The organism is Bradyrhizobium sp. USDA 3397, assembly GCF_054060965.1.
Map to the genome: position 1 here is coordinate 4,088,494 of NZ_JBSSDS010000001.1, position 21,756 is coordinate 4,110,249.

Consider the following 21,756-nt stretch of genomic DNA (forward strand, 5'->3'; position numbering starts at 1 on the left):
CATTCCGGGGCTCGCGAAGCGAGAACCCGGAATCCATCGTGCGGCAATTCACGCTGCGAAATGGATTCCGGGTTCGATGCTTGCGCATCGCCCCGGAATGACGGTGGGGGGTGTGGCTCGCCCGCCCTAGACGTTAATGCGTTTTAACGATATCGCTGCCCTCCATAATGAGGGACGCGTCATTCATCTTTCGCCGCGCGGGTTCGCGCGTGCTGGCGGTCATGCTGCTGGCAGCGGCGGCCGCGCTGGGCGGCTGCGGCGGCGGCAGTGCCGTCAATTCCTATGCGATGGCGCCGAGCGCCGGCAGCGGGGCCACTATCGCCTTCGAATCGATCGACGGGCCACCTCCGCAAGTGTTCGACCGCATGGTCGGCGTGCTCGACAGCGAATCCAAGCTGCGCAGCCTGTCCGTGGTCTCCCGCGAAGGTACGGCTGCCTATCGCGTGCGCAGCTACCTCTCCGCCCAGGTGGTGCGCGGCAAGACCGTGATCGCCTGGGTCTGGGACGTCTACGACGCCAACCAGCAGCGCGCGCTGCGTCTTTCCGGCGAGGAACCGACCTCGGCCAAGGGCGGCCGCGACGCGTGGTTGGCTGCCGACGACCTCGTGCTGCGGAAGATCGCCCAGGCCGGATTCAGCGGACTTTCCAACATGATCAACGGAACGCCGGATGCACCCGGCGCGGCTCCGGCATTGCGGGGACCGGCGGTGGCCAGCGTCGTCAAGGACGCTTCCGCGCCGGACATGCCGGCATCAGCGCTCGGCTATGCCGAGCAATAACCCCCGCTAAACCACGGCCTCAACTTGCGGCCAAGCCGTTGGCCCGACTCAGGATTTTCAAAGGGAAAACGTAGCATCCCGGGTTGCCATTGCGGCCTTCCGCCTGATATTTCCTCGCCCGTCGTAACCGTGCTGCCAGCGGGTATTCTCAGATGTTGAAGGTCGTATCCAGCAAAGCGCGGGAGGAAGCGTCCATGTCGGCCAAAAACGGCTCCATCAAGCTCGTCGCCGGCAACTCCAATCCGGCCCTCGCCCAGGCGATCGCGCAAGGGCTCGACCTGCCGCTGACCAAGGCGGTGGTACGGCGCTTCGCCGATATGGAGATCTTCGTCGAGATCCAGGAGAACGTCCGCGGCTCGGATGCCTTCGTCATTCAGTCGACCTCGTTCCCCGCCAACGACCATCTGATGGAATTGCTGATCATCACCGACGCGCTGCGCCGCTCCTCGGCGCGCCGCATCACCGCGGTGCTGCCCTATTTCGGCTACGCAAGGCAGGACCGTAAGTCAGGCTCTCGCACGCCGATCTCGGCCAAGCTCGTCGCCAACATGATCACGCAGGCCGGCGTCGACCGCGTCATGACGCTCGACCTGCATGCCGGCCAGATCCAGGGCTTCTTCGACATTCCGACCGACAACCTGTTCGCCGCGCCGCTGATGGTGCGCGACATCAAGGACAAGTTCGACCTGACCAAGACGATGGTGGTCTCGCCCGACGTCGGCGGCGTCGCCCGCGCGCGCGGCCTCGCCAAGCGCATCAACACCCCGCTCGCGATCGTCGACAAGCGCCGCGAGCGGCCGGGCGAGTCCGAGGTCATGAACGTGATCGGCGACGTCTCCGGCCACACCTGCATCCTCGTCGACGACATCGTCGATTCCGGCGGCACGCTGGTGAACGCGGCCGATGCGCTGCTCGCCAAGGGCGCCAAGGACGTCTACGCCTACATCACCCACGGCGTGCTCTCCGGCGGCGCGGCGGCGCGCATCGCCGGCTCCAGGCTGAAGGAGCTGGTGATCACCGATTCGATCCTGCCGACCGACGCGGTGACCAAGGCGCCGAACATCCGCACCCTGCCGATCGCCAGCCTGATCTCGGATGCGATCGCGCGCACGGCGGCGGAAGAATCGGTGTCGAGCCTGTTCGATTGATCCTTGAGGATCGTCATTCCGGGGCGGCGCGTCAGCGCCGAACCCGGAATCCATCTTGCCGCCATCCGTGTCGATCAATGGATCCCGGGCTCGCGCTACGCGCGCCCCGGAATGACCACTGCCTACCCCACGATCCCCGCCGCGACTTGGCCGCGCAGGCGCTCCAGGCCGTGCAACGTCTCCGCGCAGGCGGTCGCGACCTCGACGCCCTTGATCGCAAAGTGCTTGCGGAAGAAATCGTAGTGCACCTCGGTCTCGTGGAATTGCTGCGGCGTCAGCACGGCCGAGAACACCGGCACCTCCGTGCGCAGCTGCACGTCCATCAGCGCCTTGATCACGGTGTCGGCGACGAATTCGTGGCGGTAGATGCCGCCGTCGACGACGAGACCGGCCGCGACGATCGCGGTGTAGCGCCGCGTCTTGGCGAGGACCTGCGCGTGCAGCGGGATCTCGAACGAGCCCGGTACCTCGAACACGTCGACATGGGTGAGGTGGCGGGCTTCTGCCTCCTTCATGAAGGCGATGCGGGCTTCCGCGACCACGTCGCGGTGCCAGCAGGCCTGCACGAAGGCCACCCTCTGCGGCTTGGCGAAACGCGGATGCGCAGAGGCCGGATCCACGGGAACCGGCGGCGGCGTTTGGGACGTTTCGGTTTGGGGGTCTTGCAGCATCTGATTCATGGCTTTCCTCGGTTTAAGGACCAGAATCAGGGCACACGGAACGACAAACAGCCGCATCGTCTCGATGCGTCTGCCAGCGACCGTTCTCTTTCATCCGGACTTTAACCGTCGGCTTCGGAGTTGCACCGAATCTGCTGACCCTTCCGTTCGGGATAAACCCTTGCGGAAGGCGCTCGCGGGCTTGGGCCTGTCGGCCCTTACCGCCGGTGGGGACTTTCACCCCGCCCTGAGAACATCGGCCGTCCGGGATGAACGGCCTATCAGGCAATATGCCGCCGCCGGGCAGTCGCGGCAAGCGTGTTCCGCATGGGCCAAGTGCATGGTGCCATGCCGCGGCGGCGATTCGGCCCTCGCCCCACGGAATTTGCGGCGTGCTTTTTTGCCGAAGCCGATTCCGGTTTGTTCTCGTCCGTTAAGAATTGTGGCGGAGATGAGCTGTGGACGAACGAGTCCTGGCTTGTGGACGGACTCGCGACCCCGTTGCGCAGATTCCGCAAATCACATCACTTGATCCGCGACAGGCCCGCGCTGATCCGAGGGATCGCAACAGCGACTCCGAGGGGATTGCAAAGGCCGATCCGAGGGACGCCGCAGCGACGTTTAGGGAGTGCGCGCCGGGCCCAACCGCGTGCGTATCAAAGACAACAAGAAGGCAAGAGGTCGAGACGGCATGTCCCTGCTCGAAGGCACTATCGATTCCAGAAACCATCCGCTCGCGGTGGTCGAGGACATCGCCGCCAGCAACAACTGGCCGTTCGAACGCTCCGGCGAGGACGAGCTCACGATTGTCTCCAAGGGACAATGGACCGACTACCAGCTCTCCTTCACCTGGATGGGCGAGATCGAGGCGCTGCATCTGGCCTGCGCCTTCGACATGAAGATTCCGCCCGCGCGCCGCGGCGAGGTGCAGCGGCTCGTTGCCGCCGTCAACGAACAGCTGTGGGTCGGCCATTTCGACCTGTGGACCAACACCGGCATGGTGATGCACCGTCAGGCCCTGGTGCTGCCGGGCGGCCTCACCGCCTCGCCGGCGCAATGCGAGGTCATGCTCGCCGGCGCCATTCATGCCTGCGAGCGCTACTTCCCCGCGTTCCAGTTCGTGGTGTGGGCCGGCAAGACCACCGCGGAGGCGATGGACGCGGCAATGTTCGATACGGTGGGCGAGGCGTAGGGCCTACCAAGGCGCGAGGGCGGCAGCTCCCTCCCCACGTCATCCCGACAAGCGCGCCCAAAGCGCGCGCCGATCCGGGATCCATACCGCGTGATGTCGCTTGTGGCACGCGGCTTGTTGCCAACACCTCGATCCACTAGAACCGCCTGTGGTTATGGGTCCCGGCCTTCGCCGGGACGACACCGAATTTGTGGTGACCACAGTGGCTAACAGCAGCACCCTCCAAAACATCACCGGCACCATCCTGCTCGCCGGCGCCGGCAAGATGGGCGGCGCGATGCTGACCGGATGGCTTTCGGGCGGGCTCGATCCGCGCCGCGTCGCGGTGATCGAGCCGCACATTGCGCCCGAGATCTCCGCGCTGGCCGCCAAGGGCGTCGTGCTCAATCCTGATGCGAGCACCGCCGGCGCTGTCGAAACGCTGGTCGTGGCGGTGAAGCCGCAGATGTTCCGCGAGGCCGGCGCCAAGCTGAAACCGTTCGTCTCGGACAAGACGTCGGTGGTCTCGATCATGGCGGGCACCACGATCGCCACGCTCCAGGAGGTCTGTGGCGGCGCCGTGGTGCGCGCGATGCCGAACACGCCGGCCGCGATCGGCCGCGGCATCACCGTCGCTGTTGCCGCGAACGACGTCAGCGCCGCGCAGCGCGCGGTGGCCGATGCGCTGCTGCGCGCCACCGGCTCGGTCGAATGGGTCGAGGACGAAGGATTGATGGACGCGGTCACCGCCGTGTCCGGCTCGGGCCCGGCCTATGTGTTCCTGCTCGCCGAAGAGCTCGCCCGCGCCGGCGTTGAAGCGGGATTGCCCGAAGCGCTGGCGACCAAGCTCGCCCGCGAGACCGTCGCCGGCTCCGGCGAACTGCTGCACCGGTCGGAGCTGCCGTCGAGCACCCTGCGCCAGAACGTCACCTCGCCCGGCGGCACCACGGCCGCAGCGCTCAGTGTGCTGATGGGCGAGCCGGGCCTGCGCGAACTCATGCTCCGCGCCATCGCAGCGGCCACGCAGCGGTCGAAGGAATTGGCGAAGTAGAAGCTGCGTAGGGTGGGCAAAGCGAAGCGTGCCCACCACCTTCATACGAGTCTGAGGAGAGATGGTGGGCACGGCGCTTTGCGCCTTTGACCACCCTACGGCGTCGTGCCCGCGGCCAACCGCTTGTTGAACATCTCGACATTGACGAGCCCGCGCGCGTGGCGGCCTTCGCCGAGCTTGCGCGTGCCCTCGAATGCCTCGACGTCGAAGCGGATGACCCGGCGCTCGACCGCGACCACCTTTGCGGTGGTCCGCACGGTCGCGCCGACGAGCGCGGCGGCAAGATGGCGGATGTCGACCTCGGTGCCGACAGTGACCCAGCCCGGCTGAAGCGCTGAGCGGATCGCATCGCCCGATGTCATCTCCATCTCCAGAATCATCATCGGCGTCGCGTAGACAAAAGGCATGCCTGACACGAAATGCCCGACGGTGCGCTCCACCGGGACCACCAGCGTGCGCTCGGCGCTCATGCCTGTTGTGATGAAGTCGCGTGCGTCCATGGGGACCTCAAACTCAGTGTCGTCCCGGACAAGCGCGCCGCGCGCGCCGATCCGGGACCCATAATCACAGGACGTCGTGGTTGCGGGGACTCGGAGTGACCGCTTCATTCCACAAACCACTTCCTGTGGTTATGGCTCCCGGATCTGCGCTGACGCTTGTCCGGGACGACAGCGGCGCTTGCCGCAACGGCGATGGCTACTTCTTCGCCGCCGCCGCGCGCTCCACGAAGGTCTTGCCGCCCTTCATCTTGTGACGGAGCGGGGCTTCGTTGATCTGGATGACGACGGCATCGGCATCGACGCCGAGATTCTTCACCAGCGCCTGGGTGATGTCGCGCATCATGCCGGCCTTCTGCTCGTCGGTACGGCCTTCGGCCATGCTGATGGTGATCTCAGGCATTGTTCTCTCCCTGCTGCGCGTTCATCTTCCACTCGTCATTGCCGGGCTTGACCCGGCAATCCATCATTTTGAAGATGGATGCGCGGGTCAAGCCCGCGCATGACGATCGAGGCGAATAGCTAGCCCCAGCTCACGTCATGGCGGGCCAGGACTTCGCGCACCTTGACCACGAGATCGGCCTCGCTGCACGAGAACTGCGCCGGCCGGGTCTCGCGCCATTCCTGGTTGGAGGCGATCGCTGCGGCCGCCTTGGCGCCTTCAATCAGGTCCTTGACCTGCACTTCGCCGCGCGCCTTTTCATCCGAGCCCTGGATGATGACGCAAGGTGAGTTGCGGCGATCAGCGTATTTGAGCTGGTTGCCCATGTTCTTGGGATTGCCGAGATAGAGCTCGGCACGGATGCCCGCACCTCGCAAGCTCGCGACCATCTTCTGGTAGTCGGCGACGCGGTCGCGGTCGAACACGGTGACGACGACGGGGCCGAATTCGGGCCGCGTGTCGAGCTTGCCGAGCAGCGTCAGCGCCGCCTGCAGCCGCGACACGCCGATCGAGAATCCGGTTGCCGGCACCAGCTCGCCGCGGAAGCGCGAGACCAGGCCGTCATAGCGCCCGCCGCCGCCGACCGAGCCGAAGCGCACCGGGCGGCCCTTCTCGTCCTTGGTGTCGAGCAGGAGTTCGACCTCGTAGACGGGGCCGGTGTAATATTCGAGGCCGCGCACGACCGAGGGATCGATCTTGATGCGATCCGCACCATAGCCCGAGGCCGTGACCAGTTTTGCAATCTCTTCCAGCTCGCTGACGCCGGTCTGACCGACTTCGCTCTTGGCGAGATAGGTTTCTGCCGCGGCAATTGCTTCTTTCCAATCCTCGCGCGGCTTGGTGATGGCGAGAACAACATCGGCTTCCGCCGCGCTCAAATTGGCGCCTTTGGTGAAGTCGCCCTTGCCTTCCTCGCCGCCATCCCAGCGTCCGGGACCGAGCAGCTTGCGCACTTCATCCGCGGAAAACTTGTCGAGCTTGTCGATCGCGCGCAGCACGGTCAGTCGGCGCGCCGCATTTTCCTCACCCGCGAGGCCAATGGCTTCCAGAACGCCGTCGAGCACCTTGCGATTGTTCACCTTCACCAGGTACTGGCCGCGCGCGATCCCGAGCGCCTCCATCGTGTCCGCCGCCATCATGCAGATCTCGGCGTCCGCCGCTGGCGTCGCCGAGCCGACCGTGTCGGCATCGAACTGCATGAACTGGCGGAAGCGGCCGGGGCCGGGCTTCTCGTTGCGGAAGACGTAGCCAACGCGATAGCTGCGATAGGGCAGCACCAGACCATCTGTACCGTAGCGCTCACCGACGTAGCGGGCGAGCGGCGCGGTCAGATCGTAGCGCAGGCTGATCCATTGCTCGTCGTCGTCCTGGAACGAGAACACGCCCTCGTTCGGACGATCTTGATCCGGCAGGAATTTGCCGAGCGCGTCGGTATATTCCATCGCCGGCGTCTCCACCGGCTCGAAACCGTAGAGCTCGTAGACGGCGCGGATCTTCTCGACCATCTCGCGCGTCGCCCGGATCGCGGCAGGGTCGCGATCCTCGAGCCCGCGCGGCAGGCGCGCCTTCAGTTTCTGGGGTTTTTTAGGTTTCTCGGCCATGCGCGGCGTTTACCAGCCGGGGCGCAAGGCGGCAACCGGCCTATCCGCAGAACTCGTCATGGCCGGGCTTGTCCCGGCCATCCACGCGCCGCGATGGGGCGCCAAAGACGTGGATGCCCGGGACAAGCCCGGGCATGACGGAGTGTGTGGTTAAGAGCGGAGAAGGAGAGAGTTTTACGGCTGCTCCATCCGCGCCCTCAGGGCATCGGCGTCCGCCTTCGGCAGGGACTTCAGCGTCGGCTTAATGGTCTCGCCGCCGACGATCTTGCCGTTGCGCATGAACATCCAGTCCGAGATGTCGGCCTCCGCGAACTTGACCTTATCGCCGGCTCGCTTGCCCGGCAGATCGCGCGGCTCGTTGGCGAAGACGCCGGTCAAGGTCCCGTCGGGCAGCTTCTTCACCTCACCGATCCAGATGTGCTCCCCGCCCTTGCGGGTCGTAAAGCGCACCTTCAGAGCGTGACCAGACTCGGACGGCTTGGGCGATTCATAGGAGGCCCAGAAGGTCGGCAGCGAGCCGCGGGCGCGAGCGATCGCGGTGTTCATCTCGGGGTCGGTGGTGCGTACGTCGACGATCGGCGAGCGGTCTTGCGCTGCGACCTCGTGGGTCGGGCCGATGGTCAGGATGCCGAAAACGCAAACGCCGGTGATGGCGGCGAGAACGACCCATTTCATGGGTTGGGAGAGCTTTGTTGCCATGATCGCGATGTCCGGAACGCTTGTTGTGTCCTGGCTTTGTCGCACGTCGGCAGCAGCACGTTCAGTGCGCAATAAGCCACAAACGTTGCGCTTTTTACCCTCCCCTGGAGGGTGATCAAAACACCTTGCGGATCCAGTTGTGGGGATCGTTGGTGCGGCCGTACTGGATGTCGACGAGCTGCTTGCGCAGGCCCATGGCGACGGGGCCGGCGGCGCCGCCTGAGATGTCGAAATCGCCGCTGACCGAGCGCACCTTGCCGATCGGCGAGATCACGGCGGCGGTGCCGCAGGCGAAGGCTTCCTTCAGCCTGCCTGAGGCCGCGTCCTTGCGCCACTGCTCGAGCGTATAGGGTTCTTCGCGCACCGTCTTGCCGGCGTCGCGGGCGAGCGTGATGATGGAGTCGCGGGTGATGCCGGGCAGGATGGTGCCGAGCGGCGGCGTCGACAGCGAGCCGTCGTCGAACACGAAGAACACGTTCATGCCGCCGAGCTCCTCGATGTAGCGGCGCTCGACCGCGTCAAGGAAGACGACCTGGTCGCAGCCGTGCTGAATCGCTTCGGCCTGGGCGCGCAGGCTCGCGGCATAATTGCCGCCGCATTTGACCGCGCCGGTGCCGCCGATCGCGGCGCGCGTGTAGTTCTCCGACACCCAGATCGAGACCGGCGCGGGCCCGCCCTTGAAGTAGGAGCCGACCGGCGAGGCGATCACCGCAAAGATGTATTCGGACGATGGCTTGACGCCGAGGAAGGTCTCGCTCGCGATCATGAACGGGCGCAAGTAAAGGCTGCCCTCGCCGCCCGGCATCCAGGCGCGGTCGATGCGCACGACCTGCTCGACCGCCTCGATGAAGACGTCTTCGGGCAGCTGCGCCATCGCCATGCGATCGGCCGAGTCCTTGAAGCGGCGCGCATTGGCGTCGGGACGGAAAAGGTTCACCCCGCCGTCGTCGCGCTTGTAGGCCTTCAAGCCTTCGAAGATCTCCTGGGCGTAGTGCAGAACCGCGCCGGCGGGATCGAGCTGGAAGTTGGCGCGCGCCTCGATTTTCGCCTCGTACCAGCCGCCCTTGGCCTGGTTGTAGCGGACGATTGCCATGTGATCGGTGAAGATCCGCCCGAAGCCGGGATCCACCAGCTTGGCGACGCGGTCCTTCTCGGGCGTCGGATTGGATGCGGGCTGGATGTCGAATGTCATGCTCATGTCCTTGCCTCCCGCTGCCGGTGGCGGCGCTATTTCTCGCGCCCGCCTGCCCGCTCGGGCCCGGCTGGCTTGATTGGTTTCTGGCTGGACCGCCGCCAGCCATGTTACGGCCGGTTTCCGCAGCCAGCATGTCATCGAGGACATGCTTTTGCGGAAGGCGGAAGTCCAGTATGTTTTGCCGAAATGCCGCTCGACAATTGCACGGTAGATCTGCTTCGGCCGTCGCCACCTGTCCGGCTCTCTCCGGCCGTCCTGCTCCGATGCCACCCGGCGCGAAACGATCTAAAATTTCGTGCGGGTCGATCGTTTTGTAACATTGAACCCAAGATACGTCAATATGCCTGACATAAATTTCGCGACTCCTTCTCAAGACGCTGCCGCGCCCCGGCCGGCCGCAGGCGATGGAGGCAATTTGCGCTGGGATATCATCGAGCTGCTGTTCTTCGCCTATCGCGATTTCGTCGGCGATCCCGACCAGGAGCTGGAGGCGTTCGGCTTCGGCCGGGCCCATCACCGGGTCATGCATTTCGTCTACCGCTATCCCGGGCTCAAGGTCGCCGACCTGCTCGACGTCCTGCGCATCACCAAACAGTCGCTCGGCCGGGTGCTGAAGCAGCTCCTGGACGAGGGCTATATCGTGCAGAAGACCGGCGACAATGACCGTCGCCAGCGGCTGCTCTACGCGACGCCGAAGGGCGAGGCGCTGGTGCAGAAGCTCGCCGGGCTGCAGACCACGCGGATCACCAGGGCGCTCGCGGAGATGGGTCCGCAGGATGCCGAGACGGTCAAGCGCTTCCTGCGCGCGATGATCGACCGCGACGATCCGGACAAGGTGCTGGAGACGATCTTCGCTTCCGTCAAACAAGACGCCAAGGAGTGACCGTGCCGCTCGCAGCCACGCTCGCGCGCCCGCCGGTGCAACCGGCCGACGATGCCCCGCATCTCTTGCTGGTCGATGACGACCGCCGCATCCGCGACCTGCTCTCGCGCTTTCTTGCAAGTGAAGGCTACCGCGTCACCACCGCGGCGAGCGCCGGCGATGCGCGCTCGAAGCTGATGGGCCTGCATTTCGATCTCCTGATCCTCGACGTCATGATGCCCGGCGAGACCGGCTTCGACCTCGCCCGCTTCATCCGCACCTCGTCCTCGGTGCCGATCGTGATGCTGACGGCGCGCCACGAGGCGGAAGCCCGCATCGAGGGCCTGCAGATCGGCGCCGACGATTACGTCGCAAAACCGTTCGAGCCGCGCGAGCTGGCGCTGCGCATCAACAACATTCTCAAGCGCGCCGCGCCGCCGCCGCAGGCCACGACGCTCGAGAAGATCGCCTTCGGCCCCTATGTCTACCATCTCGAACGCGGCGAATTGCGCCAGGGCGAGGAGGTCATCCACCTCACCGACCGCGAGCGCGAGATGCTGAGGATTCTCGCGGAGACGCCGGGCGAGACTGTGCCGCGCAGCGCGCTGACCGGCAATGGCAGCGTCAACGAGCGCGCCGTCGACGTGCAGATCAACCGCCTCCGGCGCAAGATCGAGACCGATCCCGCCAATCCGCTGTTCCTGCAGGCGGTGCGCGGCATCGGCTACCGCCTGGTGGCCTCGCCCTGAACCGCAGTGAAGCGCGCCAGATGAGCACGATCGATACCGGCCTGACGCTGCTGAAGAGCGCCGCCGGCCGCGTCTCGGCCGCGAACGGCTGGATGGGCAACGCGTTCAAGGGCTGGATGCCGACCGGCCTCTACGCCCGCGCGCTCCTCATCATGATCGTGCCGATGGTGATCCTGCAATCGGTCGTCGCCTTCGTGTTCATGGAGCGGCACTGGAACACGGTGACGCGCCGCCTGTCGGCCGCAGTGGTGCAGGACATCGCCGCACTGATCGACGTCTACAAGGGCTATCCGCAGGACAAGGACCGCAACGAGATCCGCCGCATCGCGCAGCAGCGGCTCGGCCTGGTGGTCGATTTCCTGCCTGCCGGCGACATGCCGCCGCCGGGACCAAAGCCGTTCTTCTCGCTGCTCGACCAGACGCTGTCGGTGCAGCTCGGCCGCCAGATCGGCCGCTCGTTCTGGATCGACACGGTCGGCCGCTCCAACCTGGTCGAGATCCGCATCCAGCTCGACGACGCCGTGATGCGCGTGTTCGCGCAGCGCAGCGCCGCCTATGCATCGAACTCGGAGATCTTCCTGTTCTGGATGGTCGGCACGTCCTCGATCCTGTTGATCGTCGCGGTGCTGTTCCTGCGCAACCAGATCAAGCCGATCCTGCGGCTTGCCGACGCCGCAGAAAGCTTCGGCAAGGGCCGCGAGGCGCCGAACTTCAGACCGCGCGGCGCGCGCGAGGTGCGGCGCGCGGCGGTCGCCTTCCTGGAGATGAAGTCGCGCATCGAGCGCACGATGGAGCAGCGCACCGCGATGCTCGCCGGCGTCAGTCACGATCTGCGCACCATCCTGACCCGCTTCAAGCTCGAGCTGGCACTGATCGGCGACAGCCCCGAGCTCGAAGGCATGCGCAAGGACGTCGACGAGATGTCGATGATGCTGGAGGATTACCTCGCCTTCGCGCGCGGCGATTCCGGCGAGCAGTCGCAGCCGACCGACATGGCGCAGGCACTCGAAGAGCTGCGCAGCGATGCCGAGCGCCACGGCCATACCGCGACCGTCGCCTTCAACGGCCTGCCCGTGGTGACGGTGAAGCCGGCCTCGTTCAAGCGCTGCCTCGCCAACCTCGTCACCAACGCAGCGCGCTACGGCAAGAACATCGCCATCACCGGCCAGCGCGATCACCGTTATTTGACCGTCACCGTCGATGACGACGGCCCGGGCATTCCCGCCCACCTGCGCGAAGAGGTGTTCAAGCCGTTCCTGCGGCTGGACAACGCCCGCAACCAGGATGAAGGCGGCACCGGCCTTGGCCTCGCGATCGCCCGCGACATCGCCCGCTCGCACGGCGGCGACATCACGCTGGGTGACAGCCCGATGGGGGGATTGAGGGCGAGCGTGCGGATACCGGTGTAGGTGGCTTACTCCACCTCTCCCGCTTGCGGGGAGAGGTCGGATCGCTCTTGCGATCCGGGTGAGGGGGTACAGGTCTCTCATCCATCTCACGTGTGAGAGAGCCCCTCACCCCCACCCTCTCCCCGTAAGAACGGGGCGAGGGAGCGCACCGGCCGCGCGGCGAGCACACCTACTTCGGCAGCAGCGCCTTCAGCTTGTCCATGTCGCGCGTGTTCATCTTGAAGCCGCCGGGCATGACGATGTCACCGGGCTTCTGATCCGGCTTGCAGGCCCCGAGCCACTTGGCCTGCAGCGTCGTGGTGCTGTCGCGCCCGGCGGCACCGGCAACGCCACCTTTGGCGTGCGAAGTGGTCTTCACCGTGTAGGCCGAGTTGAAGTCTCCGGTGATCTCGGCATGCGAGGTCGTGCTGACGCCGGCGACGCTGCACTCGGAATCGCTGACATAGCCGGTCGCGGTCTTCTTGATCTCCTGCTTGGCGCAGACCTGCTTGGCCATCGGGGAGACGTTGTTGCTCATCTCCTTGTCGACGGTCTCGTCGGTGCAGTGCTGCATGATCATCTCGGGCACGGGCGAGCCTGATGTGACCAGCTTCATCTCCCAAAGACCGGCCTTGCGCAGCGGCAGTTCGTCGGCGCCGGCGCTGCTCGCTGACAATGCGAGGCAAAGCATCGAGCCGAGCAAAGCGAGTTTGCGCGTCATGAGGAAAGCTCCCGGCTGAGAGAAGTACGGCCTTGCGACAGCGCTCAGTACAGCGTGCGGATCGGCCGGTCGGCGGCGCCATAGGGCACCCAGCGGCACGAGAACGAGATGTAGCCGCCCTCATAGCCCTGCACGGCCAGGAATTTCGCGACCTTGCCGTAGCGGGCGCAGTGATCGACCGCGACCTGGCGCGCATCGACCCGGGTCGCCATCGAATAGGCGATGATGCCGCCGGTGTCGTTGCCCTTGAACGGCGGCACGTAATCGGCGCGCGCCGACTGGCTCGCCATCATGCCCGAGACAACCAGGCTGGCAAGAAGGCCCGCGGCCGCAATGATTCGCATTCCCGTCACTCCAATTGGCTGGCGCCAGTTTACGGTGCCGGGAGGCACCTGAAAAGAACCGAACCCCTGTTGGCCGCGACACTTGGTCAAGTCCTTGCGAAGTGTTGCCGCGCTGCACTTGACCTCCCCCAACCTTCGCGGCACCGTCCGGACCTTCGCAAGACCTTAGCTGTCCGGATTGACCATGCCCGCCCCCTCCCAGAAATCGCTCCGCTTTGCTGCCGTGCTCGGCCTCATGTTCGGAGCGCTGTCGCTCGGCGAGGCCAGGGCCGCCAACCCGCTGGAGCTGAATTTCTGGCTGAGCGGGCCGCGCTATGACGGTGCCGTCGCCCCTTGCGACTGGGCTCTGCCGAGGATCGTGCACGAGTTCGCCGAAAAGGAATACACGTTCTGGAATTCTTCGTTGCAGATCACCGGTTTCTCCGCCGTTCGCGAGACCGCGTTCCGGCCCTGGCAGTCCGACAACATTCCGCGGCGCTATTGCACCGGCGAGGCCATGCTCAATGACGGCAAGGCGCGCAAGGTGCATTTCTCGATCATCGAGGATGGCGGCTTTGCCTCCTACGGCAACGGTGTCGAATGGTGCGTCGTCGGGGTGGATCGCAACTGGGCCTACAATCCGGCCTGCCGCGCCGCCAAGCCCTGATCCCAACAGCGGCGGATTCGGGCTGATCAGCCAGCCGATGACTGCCGCCCCAATTTTGTTCTTGAAATGTTCCCATCGCCTGCTAGGCTGTGTGTGCACAGTCTAGTTGAGGGGCGTCGCCATGTTTCACTTCAGATTGCGTTCGTTGTCCCGTTTGATGATCTCGCTCACTCTTGCTGCGGGGTTGGCCAGCCTCGCCGGCGGTGCGAAGGCGCAGGACAAGCGGCAGAACGCACCCGGCGAGTTCGACTTCTATGTGCTGGCGCTATCGTGGTCGCCCTCGTTCTGCGAGGAGGCCGCCGAACGCGGCGGACGGTCCCAGATGCAATGCAGCGGACGGCCCTACGCCTTCGTGGTGCATGGGCTGTGGCCGCAATATGAAAACGGCTTCCCCGAATATTGCCAGCGGCCGGCGCCGCGGCTGAACCGCAATATCGTTTCCTCGATGCTCGACCTGATGCCAGCGCCGGGCCTGATCTTCAACGAATGGGACAAGCACGGCACCTGCTCCGGGCTCGAGGGCCGCGGCTATTTCGAGATGATCCGCAAGGCGCGCGCTGCGATCAAGATCCCGCCCGAATATCTCGATCTGGCGCAGGCCAAGACCGTCGCGCCGGCGGAGGTCGAGGAGGCCTTCATCAAGGCCAATCCGGGTCTCGGCAGTGCCGCCGTCTCGGTCACCTGCAACCGGACACGGCTGTCAGAGGTCCGCATCTGCCTCAGCAAGGACCTGCAATTCCGCGCCTGCGATGAGATCGAGCGCCGCGCCTGCCGCCGCGACCAGGTGACGATGCCGCCGATCAGGGGCGGGTAGGCACGCTCTCGTGCCCCGGATGCAGCGCAATGCGCCGCGAACAGCGGCGTGGTGTGCTGCTGATCCGGGGCCTTTCGCGAAGAGCTGGGTCCCGGCTCAGCGGCGCAGCGTTACACGCTGCACCGCGTCCGGGACACGTGATCGTGCCTCTTTGCTCAAGCCATCGCGTGGCGTAGTGCTCTTGCCATGAACTACCGCCACGCCTTCCACGCCGGCAGCTTCGCCGATGTCATCAAGCACATCGTGCTGGCGCGCATCCTTACTTATCTGCAGGACAAGCCGGCAGCGTTCCGCGTCATCGACACCCATGCCGGCGCCGGCCTCTACGATCTCGACAGCGAAGAGGCGCGCCGCGGCGGCGAATGGCTGACCGGCATCGCGCGGCTGCTGCAGGCACGCCTGTCGAACGAGAGCGCAGCGCTGACGAAGCCTTATCTCGACATCGTCCGCGCCTTCAACCCAAAGGGGGAGCTCAAGGCCTATCCGGGCTCGCCGTTGATCGCACGCGGCCTGCTCAGGCCGCAGGACCGGCTCGTCGCCTGCGAGCTCGAGCCGAAGGCCCGGAAAGCGCTGATCGACGCGCTGCGCCGCGACGAGCAGGCCCGCGTGGTCGATCTCGACGGCTGGGTGGCGCTGCCGGCCTTCGTGCCGCCGAAGGAGCGGCGTGGCCTCGTGCTGATCGATCCGCCCTTCGAGGCCAAGGACGAGTTCGAGCGGCTCGGCGAAGCCTTCTCGGCAGCGTTCGCGAAATGGCCGACCGGTATCTACGTAATCTGGTATCCCGCCAAGAACCGGCGCGCCACCGACACGCTGGCACAAACCGTGGCGCGGCTCGCAGCTGCAGCAAAGCCGCCCGGAAAATGCCTGCGCCTCGAATTCAGCGTCGCGCCGCAAGCCGACAGCGCCGCCCTCACCTCCACCGGTCTCTTGATCGTCAACCCGCCCTACACGCTGCACGGCGAGCTCAAGACCATTCTGCCGGAGCTGGAAATACCGCTCGGCCAGGGCGGTGCTGCCAGATTCCGGCTGGAGGTGCCCAAGCCTTGACGCCAAGCATTGACGCCAAGCCGTAACGCCAAGCCGTAACACTCCGGCATTCTTGGGAAAAATATGCAGGACCGGTAGTCAATCTGCAAAGAACCGTATTATGCTATTTCCGTGACTGGCTTTACGTTCCGCTTCCGCGAATGGTTGCGGCGGAGTGAAGGCCCTAAGAAAGATCCCGCCGGACCGATCAGGTCCGTCCAAGGATGGCCAGCTCCCGGGCTCCGTAAGGCCCGGTCATGTCGCGACGTGAGTCTGCGTCGCGACGGAGGAGCAATGAGGGGGAGTTTCCCGATGGCCATGACGGGAACGGTCAAGTTCTTCAACGGCGAGCGCGGCTACGGCTTCATCAAGCCTGACGACGGCGGTCGCGATGTCTTCGTTCACATCACTGCTGTGGAGCGGGCGGGACTGAAGGACCTTGCCGAAGGACAGCGTATTACTTTCGAAGTCGAACCGGACAAGAAGGGGAAGGGACCGAAGGCGGTCAATCTGGTGATCCTCTCCTAGCAAGCCTGGCGAAAAAAATCCCGGCCGCGAGCGGCCGGGAGGCTGGTCCGGTATTTTCTTCTTTGGATGTCAGAAGCGATAGTTCACGCCTGCGCGGACAACGTTGGCGCTATAGCCGTTTGACACGCCCGTGATTGCGAACTGGCTGGTCGAGAGATCGATGTAGAGATATTCGAGCTTGGCGCTCCAGTTCGGCGCGAGGCCGACTTCCGCACCGGCGCCGATGGTCCAGCCGGCGGTGGTGTGCGACTCAGACCAGCCGAAGGTCTGCGCCCGCAGCTCGCCGAAGGCGAGACCGGCAGTGCCGTAGAACAGCACGTTGTTGAACGCATAGCCGGCGCGGCCGCGCAGGGTGCCGAACCACGGATTGGAGAACTTCCACGGCGCGAACGTGTCGTCGGCGCCGGCGGCCTGGATGTCGCCCTCGACGCCGAACACCCACGGGCCGTTCTGGAAATTGTAGCCGGCCTGCACACCGGCGACGAAGCCGGACGGCTTGGTGGGGTTGTTGTCGACCGAGCCCCATTCGTAGCCGATATTGCCGCCGAGATAGGGACCCGCCCAGCTATAGGCATTGAGCGGCTGATTGACGGTATAGGGCGCACGCTGCCCGTATTGGAGATCGGCGGCCTCTGCCGAAGCTGTCCAGCCGGCTGCAACCAACGCGGCCGCGCCCACAACGAGCCTCTTCATCACTCACTCCAACGCCACTGTCGCAACCCGAGCGATGCCCGCGCCGCCGCACGAGCAAAACCGCATGGTTACGGAACCAAGAACTTTTCGCGTAGGATTTATCGAGAGTTTTAAGTTAAAGGGCTGTTAAGCCGGGTTACCGCCCGCTTAACAGACTTAAGGAAGCGTTACCGGAAACTGGGCGCCATCCGCTGTGCGTGCCGCATGGCCGGAACTTCAAATCAGTCCCCCCAGCGCCTAAATTCGTCCCATGGTTCACGATTCCCCCGACAATCCGGACGACCGCGCGCGCAAGGCGCCGCCGGCTCAAGCGATCGACACGCCGCCCGAGCGGCTGGCCGGGCCGGACGTCGATCCCGCGGCGGCAGGGGGCGACGACGAGGACGATGCCCTGCTGCCGGACATCCTGGAAGAGAGCGGCGCCGTCGGCGAAGGCCCGCTCGCGACCGGTCACGAGGCAATCGAGCGCGCGGTCCGCCTCGCACCGACCTCGCCTGGCGTCTATCGTATGCTCAATGCGAACGCCGACGTGCTGTATGTCGGCAAGGCCAAGAACGTCAAAAAGCGCCTGGCCAGTTATGCGCGCCAGAGTGCGCCGCTGCCGGCCCGCATCCTGCGCATGATCGCGGCCACCGTCACCGTGGAGATCGTCTCGACCACGACCGAGACCGAGGCGCTGCTGCTGGAAGCCAACCTGATCAAGCAGCTGCGGCCGCGCTTCAACGTGCAGCTTCGCGACGACAAGTCGTTCCCCTACATCCTGATCACCGGCGACCATTGGGCGCCGCAGATCCTGAAACATCGCGGTGCGCAGACCCGGCCCGGGCGCTATTTCGGCCCGTTTGCCTCCGCCGGCGCGGTCAACCGCACAATCACGGCGCTGCAGCGCGCGTTCTTGATCCGCTCCTGCACCGATTCCTTCTTTGAGAGCCGCACCCGGCCCTGCCTGCTCCACCAGATCCGCCGCTGCGCCGGACCCTGCACCCGGGAGATCGATTTCGGCGGCTATTCGACGCTGGTGCGCGAGGCCAGCGACTTCCTCTCCGGCAAGAGTCATGCGGTGAAGCAGGAACTCGCCGGCGAGATGGAGAAGGCCTCGAACGAGCTGGAATTCGAGCGCGCCGCACTGTACCGCGACCGCCTCGCCGCGCTGTCGGCGATCCAGTCGCAGCAGGGCATCAATCCGCGCACGGTGGAGGAAGCCGACGTGTTCGCCATCCACCAGGAGGGTGGCTTCTCCTGCGTCGAGGTGTTCTTCTTTCGCACCGGACAGAACTGGGGCAACCGCGCCTATTTTCCGCGCGCGGAGAAGAGCTTTACGCCGGAGGAGGTGCTGGGGTCCTTCCTGGCGCAGTTCTACGACGACAAGCCGCCGCCGAGGAACATCCTGCTCTCGCACGATATCGAGGAGAGCGAGCTGCTCGCCAACGCGCTATCGATCAAGGCTGGCCACAAGGTCGAGGTCACCGCGCCCAAGCGCGGCGAGAAGAAGGAGCTGGTCACCCACGCGCTGACCAATGCGCGCGAGGCGCTCGGCCGCAAGCTCGCGGACACCGCAACGCAAAGCCGGCTGCTCGAGGCCATGGCCGCGACGCTGAGCCTGCCGCACGTGCCCAAGCGCATCGAGGTCTACGACAACAGCCACATCCAGGGCACCAACGCGGTCGGCGCCATGATCGTCGCGGGCCCAGATGGCTTCGTGAAGAACCAGTACCGCAAGTTCAACATCAAGTCGGAAGGGATCACGCCCGGCGACGACTTCGCCATGATGCGCGAAGTGCTGGAGCGCCGCTTCAAGCGCCTGATCAATCCGCCCGAGGACGCCGCCAGCAAGGCCAAGGACGACGATTTCCCGCAATGGCCCGACCTCGTGATCATCGACGGCGGCCGCGGCCAGCTCAATGCCGTGCGCGAGATCTTCGCCAAACTCGGCCTGACCCAGGTGTCGCTGATGTCGGTCGCCAAGGGACCGGACCGGGATGCCGGCCGCGAGACCCTGTTCATGCCGGAGCGCGAGGCGATCAAGCTGGAGCCACGTGATCCCGTGCTCTATTTCATCCAGCGCCTGCGTGACGAAGCCCACCGCTTCGTCATCGGCTCGCACCGCAAGCTGCGCAAGAAGGACATCCGCGAGGCTGGTTTGCAGGAGATTCCGGGCATCGGCCCGTCACGCAAACGTGCCTTGCTGCACCATTTCGGAACCCTGAAGGAGATCGAACGGGCCTCGATCGCCGATCTCGGCAAGGTTCCGGGGGTGAGCGCCGAGAGTGCGCGCAGGATTTTCGAATATTTCCATCCCCAGCCGGGATGAACTAAAGGGGGACCGCAGTCATATGATCGTCGTGTCCGCACCTCATTTGGGGCGCGGGACGGTTGACGTTCAGGCAGCAGCGGTATTGGTAGGACGGATGAACATCGCCACCACACGAGGGACGACCAGCCGCGCGATGTCCCTCCCCAACATCCTGACCTATGGCCGGATCGCCGCGATCCCGGTCGTGGTCGGATGCATCTATGCGCAGTCGATTCTGGATCAGCCGCTCTGGCTGCGCTGGCTCGCGGTCGCCCTTTTCATCGCCGCAGGGGTGACGGATTACCTCGATGGCTATTACGCGCGGATCTGGAATCAGCAATCGGCGTTCGGCCGCATGCTCGATCCGATCGCCGACAAGCTGCTGGTGGCCTCCTGCCTGTTGATGCTCGCCGCGGACGGCATCATTCACGGCTGGTCGCTATGGGCCGCCATCGTGATCCTGTGCCGCGAGATCCTGGTCTCGGGCCTGCGCGAATATCTGGCTGCGCTCCGCGTTAGCGTGCCCGTGACCAAGCTTGCGAAGTGGAAAACCACGGTCCAGCTGGTTGCGATCGGCTTCCTGATCGCCGGCCCAGCCGGCGATCAGGTGGTGCCGGTGGTCTCGATGATTGGGCTCGCACTGCTGTGGGCTTCGGCGATCCTCACCATGTACACCGGCTACGACTATTTCCGCGCCGGCATCCATCACCTCATCAAGGAGGACGAGGGATGAAGGTGAAGTATTTCGCCTGGGTACGCGAGCGCGTCGGCAAGGCCGAAGAGACGATCGAGCCTCCCGCGAGCGTGCGCACCGTCGAGGAGCTGATCGCCTGGCTCTCCGGCCAGAGCGAAGCCTATGCGCACGCGTTCGAGAAGCCGAAGGTGATCCGCGCCGCGATCGACCGCGCTCACGTCAAGCAGGACACCGCCATCGCAGGCGCCCGCGAGATCGCGTTCTTCCCGCCCATGACCGGCGGCTAGCCTCATGACCTGCCCCGTCACCATCCGTATCCAGGAAGACGATTTCGACATCGCGCGCGAGATCTCGGTCCTGACGAGCAGCCGGACCGATATCGGCGCTGTGGTGACATTTTCCGGCATCTGCCGCGCCGACGAGGACAGCGCCAAGGTCGCTGCGCTGACGCTCGAACATTACCCCGGCATGGCGGAGGAAGAGATCAGGCGCCACGCCGACGAGGCCGTCTCGCGCTGGCCGCTCAACGGCATCACGGTGATCCACCGCGTCGGCCGCTTGATGCCGGGCCAGAACATCGTGCTGGTGGTGGCCGCCTCGCAGCACCGACAGGCGGCGTTCGAGGCCGCCGAGTTCCTGATGGACTATCTCAAGACCAGCGCGCCGTTCTGGAAGAAGGAAGAGAGCGCTACCGGCACCGACTGGGTCGAGGCCCATGCCCGTGACGACGAAGCCGCCGCACGCTGGACCAAATCCTGATGGCTAAGCCAACGAAAAAGACCGCGCGCGGCCGCGCCGCGCCTGACCTCGCGAAGGTGGGACCCGGCGAGCTTCTCACGCTGCTCGACTTCGTCCGCTACGCGGTGAGCCGCTTCGTCGAGGCGAAGCTCGCCTTTGCCCACGGCACGACCGACCCCGTCTCTGAAGCCGCGTTCCTGGTCTGCGAGGCGCTGCATCTCAATCCCGACCAGTTCGAGATCTTCGCCAACGCGCGCGTCAGCGCCGCGGAAGGCAAGACCCTCCTCGATCTCATCCATCAGCGCGTCACGACGCGCAAACCGGCCGCCTATCTCGTCAACAAGATCTACATGCGCGGCCTCTCGTTCTATGTCGACGAGCGCGTCATCGTTCCGCGCTCCTTCATCGGCGAGCTCCTGGAGTCGCATTTCGGCGCCGACGGCGAGGCCGGATCGCTGATCGACGACCCGACGGCGGTCAAGCGCGTGCTCGATCTCTGCACGGGCTCGGGATGCCTTGCGATCCTCGCCGCGCATCATTTCCCGAACGCCAATATCGACGCCGTCGACATCTCCAAGGGCGCACTCGAGGTCGCGGCACGCAATGTCGGCGAATATGGGCTCGAGGACCGCATCAGCCTCCATCGCGGCGACCTTTTCGCCCCGCTCGGCGGCAACAGATATGACCTGATCATCACCAACCCGCCCTATGTCGACGCCGAGGGCATGGCGGCATTGCCGCCGGAGTGCCGGGCCGAGCCAAAGCTCGCCTTCGATGGTGGCGCCGACGGTCTCGACGTGGTGCGCCGTATCCTGCGCGATGCGCCCGATCACCTGACGGCGGATGGCGGGCTAATTTGCGAGATTGGCCGCGGCCGCGAGCTGGTCGACGCGGCTTTCCCGGAACTGCCGCTGCTCTGGCTGGACACCGAAGATTCCGAGGGCGAGGTGTTCTGGATCGCAGCCGCCGATCTCGGCTGATTCATCGCGGCCGATCACGCTCCGTCGGAACAAGTCAA

Annotated in this window: 25 protein-coding genes and 1 riboswitch; of the genes, 16 read left to right on the forward strand and 9 right to left on the reverse strand. The window is 65.3% G+C overall.

What is annotated here, in order from left to right:
- Positions 1–167: 167 nt before the first annotated feature.
- Together ACVWYQ_RS18760 and ACVWYQ_RS18765 are read left to right on the forward strand one after the other, a co-directional pair.
- The gene (locus ACVWYQ_RS18760; RefSeq protein WP_157286532.1) at positions 168–779 is read left to right on the forward strand and encodes a hypothetical protein; all 612 of its coding nucleotides are present in this window, start codon (positions 168–170) and stop codon (positions 777–779) included.
- 194 nt (positions 780–973) lie between these two features.
- Positions 974–1,927 carry a ribose-phosphate pyrophosphokinase gene (locus ACVWYQ_RS18765; protein ID WP_036009398.1) on the forward strand — a complete coding sequence of 318 codons (954 nt, stop codon included), beginning with the start codon at positions 974–976 and terminating at the stop codon, positions 1,925–1,927.
- A gap of 122 nt (positions 1,928–2,049) precedes the next feature.
- On the opposite strand, the gene ACVWYQ_RS18770 is transcribed toward ACVWYQ_RS18765, so the two are convergent.
- Positions 2,050–2,607 (reverse strand): 6,7-dimethyl-8-ribityllumazine synthase, encoded by a 558-nt coding sequence (locus ACVWYQ_RS18770; protein ID WP_404543998.1) that lies wholly within the window; start codon positions 2,605–2,607, stop codon positions 2,050–2,052.
- A gap of 78 nt (positions 2,608–2,685) precedes the next feature.
- Positions 2,686–2,845: riboswitch (FMN riboswitch) on the reverse strand.
- A 432-nt stretch (positions 2,846–3,277) separates the two neighbouring features.
- Between ACVWYQ_RS18770 and ACVWYQ_RS18775 the strand changes: the two genes are divergently transcribed.
- Positions 3,278–3,778 carry a type III secretion system chaperone family protein gene (locus ACVWYQ_RS18775; RefSeq protein ID WP_275498573.1) on the forward strand — a complete coding sequence of 167 codons (501 nt, stop codon included), beginning with the start codon at positions 3,278–3,280 and terminating at the stop codon, positions 3,776–3,778.
- Positions 3,779–3,932: 154 nt separating this feature from the next.
- Positions 3,933–4,808, forward strand: coding sequence for a pyrroline-5-carboxylate reductase (proC, locus tag ACVWYQ_RS18780; protein ID WP_404544001.1), 876 nt, complete (start codon positions 3,933–3,935; stop codon positions 4,806–4,808).
- A 95-nt stretch (positions 4,809–4,903) separates the two neighbouring features.
- Here proC and ACVWYQ_RS18785 read toward each other — a convergent pair whose 3' ends face one another.
- The 5 genes from ACVWYQ_RS18785 to ACVWYQ_RS18805 all read right to left on the reverse strand — a co-directional run bounded on the left by ACVWYQ_RS18785 (position 4,904) and on the right by ACVWYQ_RS18805 (position 9,245).
- A complete protein-coding gene (locus tag ACVWYQ_RS18785; RefSeq protein ID WP_404544003.1) occupies positions 4,904–5,308 on the reverse strand; it encodes a thioesterase family protein in 405 nt (134 codons plus the stop codon).
- Positions 5,309–5,504: 196 nt separating this feature from the next.
- Complete coding sequence (locus tag ACVWYQ_RS18790) at positions 5,505–5,708, reverse strand: tautomerase family protein (protein WP_025033847.1); 204 nt, start codon at positions 5,706–5,708, stop codon at positions 5,505–5,507.
- Positions 5,709–5,827: 119 nt separating this feature from the next.
- Positions 5,828–7,348 carry a histidine--tRNA ligase gene (gene hisS / locus ACVWYQ_RS18795; protein ID WP_404544006.1) on the reverse strand — a complete coding sequence of 507 codons (1,521 nt, stop codon included), beginning with the start codon at positions 7,346–7,348 and terminating at the stop codon, positions 5,828–5,830.
- A 174-nt stretch (positions 7,349–7,522) separates the two neighbouring features.
- Complete coding sequence (locus ACVWYQ_RS18800; RefSeq protein WP_275508021.1) at positions 7,523–8,047, reverse strand: YegJ family protein; 525 nt, start codon at positions 8,045–8,047, stop codon at positions 7,523–7,525.
- Positions 8,048–8,162: 115 nt separating this feature from the next.
- A complete protein-coding gene (locus ACVWYQ_RS18805) occupies positions 8,163–9,245 on the reverse strand; it encodes a branched-chain amino acid aminotransferase (protein WP_370108601.1) in 1,083 nt (360 codons plus the stop codon).
- Between the two features lie 337 nt (positions 9,246–9,582).
- Here ACVWYQ_RS18805 and ACVWYQ_RS18810 point away from each other — a divergent pair, with 337 nt between their 5' ends.
- From ACVWYQ_RS18810 to ACVWYQ_RS18820, 3 genes are read left to right on the forward strand one after another with little or no spacing between them, the layout of a single operon-like run.
- Positions 9,583–10,125, forward strand: a complete 543-nt coding sequence (locus ACVWYQ_RS18810) for a MarR family winged helix-turn-helix transcriptional regulator (protein WP_057027673.1) — start codon at positions 9,583–9,585, stop codon at positions 10,123–10,125.
- Complete coding sequence (locus tag ACVWYQ_RS18815) at positions 10,122–10,853, forward strand: response regulator (protein ID WP_036027131.1); 732 nt, start codon at positions 10,122–10,124, stop codon at positions 10,851–10,853. The genes ACVWYQ_RS18810 and ACVWYQ_RS18815 overlap by 4 nt, the downstream gene beginning before the upstream one ends.
- 20 nt (positions 10,854–10,873) lie before the next feature.
- Entirely contained in the window at positions 10,874–12,262 is a 1,389-nt protein-coding gene (locus tag ACVWYQ_RS18820; protein WP_025033840.1) for an ATP-binding protein, read from the forward strand.
- Positions 12,263–12,431: 169 nt separating this feature from the next.
- On the opposite strand, the gene ACVWYQ_RS18825 is transcribed toward ACVWYQ_RS18820, so the two are convergent.
- Together ACVWYQ_RS18825 and ACVWYQ_RS18830 are read right to left on the reverse strand one after the other, a co-directional pair.
- Positions 12,432–12,962: a DUF3617 domain-containing protein gene (locus tag ACVWYQ_RS18825; RefSeq protein WP_404544010.1), complete on the reverse strand. Its 531-nt coding sequence runs from the start codon at positions 12,960–12,962 to the stop codon at positions 12,432–12,434.
- A gap of 44 nt (positions 12,963–13,006) precedes the next feature.
- Positions 13,007–13,306 carry a hypothetical protein gene (locus tag ACVWYQ_RS18830; protein ID WP_036027125.1) on the reverse strand — a complete coding sequence of 100 codons (300 nt, stop codon included), beginning with the start codon at positions 13,304–13,306 and terminating at the stop codon, positions 13,007–13,009.
- Between the two features lie 235 nt (positions 13,307–13,541).
- Here ACVWYQ_RS18830 and ACVWYQ_RS18835 point away from each other — a divergent pair, with 235 nt between their 5' ends.
- The 4 genes from ACVWYQ_RS18835 (at position 13,542) to ACVWYQ_RS18850 (ending at position 16,320) form a co-directional block, all read left to right on the forward strand.
- A complete protein-coding gene (locus ACVWYQ_RS18835) occupies positions 13,542–13,952 on the forward strand; it encodes a hypothetical protein (RefSeq protein ID WP_246732434.1) in 411 nt (136 codons plus the stop codon).
- A gap of 121 nt (positions 13,953–14,073) precedes the next feature.
- A complete protein-coding gene (locus tag ACVWYQ_RS18840) occupies positions 14,074–14,766 on the forward strand; it encodes a ribonuclease T2 family protein (protein ID WP_404544012.1) in 693 nt (230 codons plus the stop codon).
- Between the two features lie 186 nt (positions 14,767–14,952).
- A complete protein-coding gene (locus ACVWYQ_RS18845) occupies positions 14,953–15,813 on the forward strand; it encodes a 23S rRNA (adenine(2030)-N(6))-methyltransferase RlmJ (protein WP_404544014.1) in 861 nt (286 codons plus the stop codon).
- 291 nt (positions 15,814–16,104) lie between these two features.
- The gene (locus tag ACVWYQ_RS18850; RefSeq protein WP_008544396.1) at positions 16,105–16,320 is read left to right on the forward strand and encodes a cold-shock protein; all 216 of its coding nucleotides are present in this window, start codon (positions 16,105–16,107) and stop codon (positions 16,318–16,320) included.
- A 69-nt stretch (positions 16,321–16,389) separates the two neighbouring features.
- On the opposite strand, the gene ACVWYQ_RS18855 is transcribed toward ACVWYQ_RS18850, so the two are convergent.
- Complete coding sequence (locus tag ACVWYQ_RS18855) at positions 16,390–17,013, reverse strand: outer membrane protein (RefSeq protein WP_225186194.1); 624 nt, start codon at positions 17,011–17,013, stop codon at positions 16,390–16,392.
- 250 nt (positions 17,014–17,263) lie between these two features.
- On the opposite strand from ACVWYQ_RS18855, the gene uvrC reads away from it, so the two are divergent.
- The 5 genes from uvrC to prmB all read left to right on the forward strand — a co-directional run bounded on the left by uvrC (position 17,264) and on the right by prmB (position 21,718).
- Positions 17,264–19,324: an excinuclease ABC subunit UvrC gene (gene uvrC, locus ACVWYQ_RS18860; RefSeq protein ID WP_456726255.1), complete on the forward strand. Its 2,061-nt coding sequence runs from the start codon at positions 17,264–17,266 to the stop codon at positions 19,322–19,324.
- A gap of 97 nt (positions 19,325–19,421) precedes the next feature.
- Positions 19,422–20,039: a CDP-diacylglycerol--glycerol-3-phosphate 3-phosphatidyltransferase gene (gene pgsA / locus ACVWYQ_RS18865; RefSeq protein WP_036009286.1), complete on the forward strand. Its 618-nt coding sequence runs from the start codon at positions 19,422–19,424 to the stop codon at positions 20,037–20,039.
- Positions 20,036–20,287: a molybdopterin converting factor subunit 1 gene (gene moaD, locus ACVWYQ_RS18870; protein WP_271539059.1), complete on the forward strand. Its 252-nt coding sequence runs from the start codon at positions 20,036–20,038 to the stop codon at positions 20,285–20,287. Before pgsA ends, moaD begins: the two co-directional genes overlap by 4 nt.
- A gap of 4 nt (positions 20,288–20,291) precedes the next feature.
- Complete coding sequence (locus ACVWYQ_RS18875) at positions 20,292–20,759, forward strand: molybdenum cofactor biosynthesis protein MoaE (RefSeq protein WP_157286519.1); 468 nt, start codon at positions 20,292–20,294, stop codon at positions 20,757–20,759.
- Positions 20,759–21,718, forward strand: a complete 960-nt coding sequence (gene prmB, locus ACVWYQ_RS18880; RefSeq protein ID WP_271539063.1) for a 50S ribosomal protein L3 N(5)-glutamine methyltransferase — start codon at positions 20,759–20,761, stop codon at positions 21,716–21,718. The genes ACVWYQ_RS18875 and prmB overlap by 1 nt, the downstream gene beginning before the upstream one ends.
- The last annotated feature ends 38 nt before the right edge of the window (positions 21,719–21,756 follow it).

Coding starts and splice junctions, on each gene's coding strand:
- ACVWYQ_RS18760 (WP_157286532.1), top strand. CDS start 168: ATGAGGGACGCGTCATTCATCTTTCGCCGCGCGGGTTCGCGCGTGCTG.
- ACVWYQ_RS18765 (WP_036009398.1), top strand. CDS start 974: ATGTCGGCCAAAAACGGCTCCATCAAGCTCGTCGCCGGCAACTCCAAT.
- ACVWYQ_RS18770 (WP_404543998.1), bottom strand. CDS start 2,607: ATGAATCAGATGCTGCAAGACCCCCAAACCGAAACGTCCCAAACGCCG.
- ACVWYQ_RS18775 (WP_275498573.1), top strand. CDS start 3,278: ATGTCCCTGCTCGAAGGCACTATCGATTCCAGAAACCATCCGCTCGCG.
- proC (WP_404544001.1), top strand. CDS start 3,933: ATGGGTCCCGGCCTTCGCCGGGACGACACCGAATTTGTGGTGACCACA.
- ACVWYQ_RS18785 (WP_404544003.1), bottom strand. CDS start 5,308: ATGGACGCACGCGACTTCATCACAACAGGCATGAGCGCCGAGCGCACG.
- ACVWYQ_RS18790 (WP_025033847.1), bottom strand. CDS start 5,708: ATGCCTGAGATCACCATCAGCATGGCCGAAGGCCGTACCGACGAGCAG.
- hisS (WP_404544006.1), bottom strand. CDS start 7,348: ATGGCCGAGAAACCTAAAAAACCCCAGAAACTGAAGGCGCGCCTGCCG.
- ACVWYQ_RS18800 (WP_275508021.1), bottom strand. CDS start 8,047: ATGGCAACAAAGCTCTCCCAACCCATGAAATGGGTCGTTCTCGCCGCC.
- ACVWYQ_RS18805 (WP_370108601.1), bottom strand. CDS start 9,245: ATGAGCATGACATTCGACATCCAGCCCGCATCCAATCCGACGCCCGAG.
- ACVWYQ_RS18810 (WP_057027673.1), top strand. CDS start 9,583: ATGCCTGACATAAATTTCGCGACTCCTTCTCAAGACGCTGCCGCGCCC.
- ACVWYQ_RS18820 (WP_025033840.1), top strand. CDS start 10,874: ATGAGCACGATCGATACCGGCCTGACGCTGCTGAAGAGCGCCGCCGGC.
- ACVWYQ_RS18825 (WP_404544010.1), bottom strand. CDS start 12,962: ATGACGCGCAAACTCGCTTTGCTCGGCTCGATGCTTTGCCTCGCATTG.
- ACVWYQ_RS18830 (WP_036027125.1), bottom strand. CDS start 13,306: ATGCGAATCATTGCGGCCGCGGGCCTTCTTGCCAGCCTGGTTGTCTCG.
- ACVWYQ_RS18835 (WP_246732434.1), top strand. CDS start 13,542: ATGTTCGGAGCGCTGTCGCTCGGCGAGGCCAGGGCCGCCAACCCGCTG.
- ACVWYQ_RS18840 (WP_404544012.1), top strand. CDS start 14,074: ATGTTTCACTTCAGATTGCGTTCGTTGTCCCGTTTGATGATCTCGCTC.
- ACVWYQ_RS18845 (WP_404544014.1), top strand. CDS start 14,953: ATGAACTACCGCCACGCCTTCCACGCCGGCAGCTTCGCCGATGTCATC.
- ACVWYQ_RS18850 (WP_008544396.1), top strand. CDS start 16,105: ATGGCCATGACGGGAACGGTCAAGTTCTTCAACGGCGAGCGCGGCTAC.
- ACVWYQ_RS18855 (WP_225186194.1), bottom strand. CDS start 17,013: ATGAAGAGGCTCGTTGTGGGCGCGGCCGCGTTGGTTGCAGCCGGCTGG.
- uvrC (WP_456726255.1), top strand. CDS start 17,264: ATGGTTCACGATTCCCCCGACAATCCGGACGACCGCGCGCGCAAGGCG.
- pgsA (WP_036009286.1), top strand. CDS start 19,422: ATGAACATCGCCACCACACGAGGGACGACCAGCCGCGCGATGTCCCTC.
- moaD (WP_271539059.1), top strand. CDS start 20,036: ATGAAGGTGAAGTATTTCGCCTGGGTACGCGAGCGCGTCGGCAAGGCC.
- ACVWYQ_RS18875 (WP_157286519.1), top strand. CDS start 20,292: ATGACCTGCCCCGTCACCATCCGTATCCAGGAAGACGATTTCGACATC.
- prmB (WP_271539063.1), top strand. CDS start 20,759: ATGGCTAAGCCAACGAAAAAGACCGCGCGCGGCCGCGCCGCGCCTGAC.